The sequence below is a fragment of the uncultured Aurantimicrobium sp. genome (assembly GCF_936931525.1).
In the GTDB taxonomy this organism is placed as follows: Bacteria; Actinomycetota; Actinomycetes; order Actinomycetales; family Microbacteriaceae; genus Aurantimicrobium.
In genome coordinates this window covers 1-1,841 of record NZ_CAKZII010000097.1, presented here as the reverse complement: position 1 = coordinate 1,841, position 1,841 = coordinate 1, and the positions used below count along the sequence as shown (strand labels likewise).

Sequence of the window (1,841 nt, the reverse complement as noted above, 5' to 3'; positions counted from 1 at the left end):
GTCCGGCTGGATGCCCAGCAGTGGACGAACTGGTTAGAGCGTTACCGGGCTGGTGAAGATGCAATAGAGCTGACAAAGGAACTGCTGGAGCCGCACTGGGGTCCTGCCTCTTAGCAAGAGGATGCTGTTTACCTCCCAGGCTTTCCCTGGGAGGAGAACAGTGCCTCAATGTCAGTGGGTCATGTGAGTCTGGAATTACCGGAGGGTAAGGAGGCATCAATGCCTGCACTGGGAACGTCGCTTGTTGTGAGAGACGTCAACGACAAAAATCTCTTCTCGAAAGAGCTGTGGTGGTGGAACCCACGGCCTCTAACCGGGAACCCACTCTTTACTCGAGTAGATGTCCCCAGTTACACCGACTGGATAGCAAAGCTCACTCTGAAGCAATTCGTTGATCTCAACCGGGAACAGATCCAGAGCTACGGTCTGGATCTCTGGAGATTCAAAGAAGACATCGAAGCAATAACTGCACAAATACGAAGTGGCGCGTGGGATGACGCAGCCATCACCGTGACCCTCTACGAATGGGAATCGGGTTACTCATAACTATTCATCCCATGAAGGAGGGGAACAATGACTGTTTGGTCAGATGAAGAACTGTATGGATTGAAAGACTTCACCTTTGGAGTCAGCACCGGCTGGAGAATCGCTCCTCATAAGACGCTCCTGCGCCGCTTTGAATCACCCTCGATCATTGCGGAAGCCGTGGCTTTTCCACCCGTTCACACAGGTCGTGGAGCACGGACCGAGATTCTCTTTGAGGCAGACCAGATTCTTCCTGAGATGCTGGCAGCCCAGGACATGATGGAAGGAATGGGCTGGCCTAGTCGCAAGAAAGACAAAGCCAGCTATGCCATCTGGGACAAGGCCCGCACCGCTCAAGCCAAGATCTTCAAAGGCTTGGTCAAGCAGCTACAGGAAGAAAGCCCTGAGTTTGCAACAGTTCTAGACGGCAAGGGTGGCTGGCTTCAAGCTCGAGGACTCACAGATCCTCAGCTGTGGCGAGAACCACTAGTCATCCCAATTGAAGTGATGAACAAGGTTCACCCCATGTGGGTCAGGAGCATCAAAATCCACAAACGCCCTGGGGAACTCGACAAGGGGAACTTGTTTAGCTCCTGACGCTCAGGCCCAACCGCTACATATGCTGAAGAGAAGGAGTAGCCCCATGAATTTCTCAACGCCCTTGGTTGAACACGCAGCCACCATGAGTAAGACCTGGCACGAAGGCCAGGTCGATAAGGCTGGGCAACCTTATTGGACCCACCCAGCACGTGTAGCGAAGAACCTTCAGAGCTGGCCTGGATTCAAAGAACTCAGTAACGAGGATAAGGAACGTTCACTCTGCACTGCATATCTCCACGATGTTCTCGAAGACTGCGAGGTCTCTCGTGTAGAGCTTCTCGACAACGGCTTTGGCATGGGGATTATGCACCCTGTTTTCTTGCTCACCAAAGATGAGAACTTCACCACGATCGAGAACTACTGTTCTCAGATAAGAGGCAACAAGATTGCCAGAGCAGTAAAACTGGCTGACCTCAGCGATAACTGCAACCTGCAGCGACAAGCACTGCTTCGAGAGCAGGGGTACGTCATTGATGAAGAAAAGTATCCGAAGGTGAAGGCGTTACTCAAGCCGAGTGAGGCTGAGGAGAAGTGGTTTGAAGGCACCATCAACCAAATTGTCGAGTTTTAACCGCCTGTGAGGGATTGATAGATCACTTCAGGTAGAGAACTCGCTGCCTTCAGCGTGAAATCGTGAGCTGAAATGTTGGGTCGCTTTCGATAGTCATTTTCGATGACGAATTTCATGGGGAACGGGTTTTCTGTCATTCCCTCAA

At 51.7% G+C, this 1,841-nt stretch carries 3 protein-coding genes; all 3 read left to right on the top strand.

Annotated features, from left to right (window positions below):
- The first annotated feature begins 219 nt into the window (after positions 1-219).
- The 3 genes from Q0362_RS04710 to Q0362_RS04700 are packed head-to-tail and all read left to right on the top strand — an operon-like array spanning position 220 to position 1,696.
- Entirely contained in the window at positions 220-546 is a 327-nt protein-coding gene (locus tag Q0362_RS04710; protein ID WP_298120443.1) for a hypothetical protein, read from the top strand.
- Positions 547-573: 27 nt separating this feature from the next.
- Positions 574-1,122, top strand: coding sequence for a hypothetical protein (locus Q0362_RS04705; RefSeq protein WP_298120440.1), 549 nt, complete (start codon positions 574-576; stop codon positions 1,120-1,122).
- A gap of 46 nt (positions 1,123-1,168) precedes the next feature.
- Positions 1,169-1,696: a hypothetical protein gene (locus Q0362_RS04700; protein ID WP_298120437.1), complete on the top strand. Its 528-nt coding sequence runs from the start codon at positions 1,169-1,171 to the stop codon at positions 1,694-1,696.
- Positions 1,697-1,841: the final 145 nt, after the last annotated feature.

What these genes read in the sequence shown, in the direction of transcription:
- Q0362_RS04700 (WP_298120437.1), top strand. Translation starts at nt 1,169, where the DNA reads ATGAATTTCTCAACGCCCTTGGTTGAACACGCAGCCACCATGAGTAAG.
- Q0362_RS04710 (WP_298120443.1), top strand. Translation starts at nt 220, where the DNA reads ATGCCTGCACTGGGAACGTCGCTTGTTGTGAGAGACGTCAACGACAAA.
- Q0362_RS04705 (WP_298120440.1), top strand. Translation starts at nt 574, where the DNA reads ATGACTGTTTGGTCAGATGAAGAACTGTATGGATTGAAAGACTTCACC.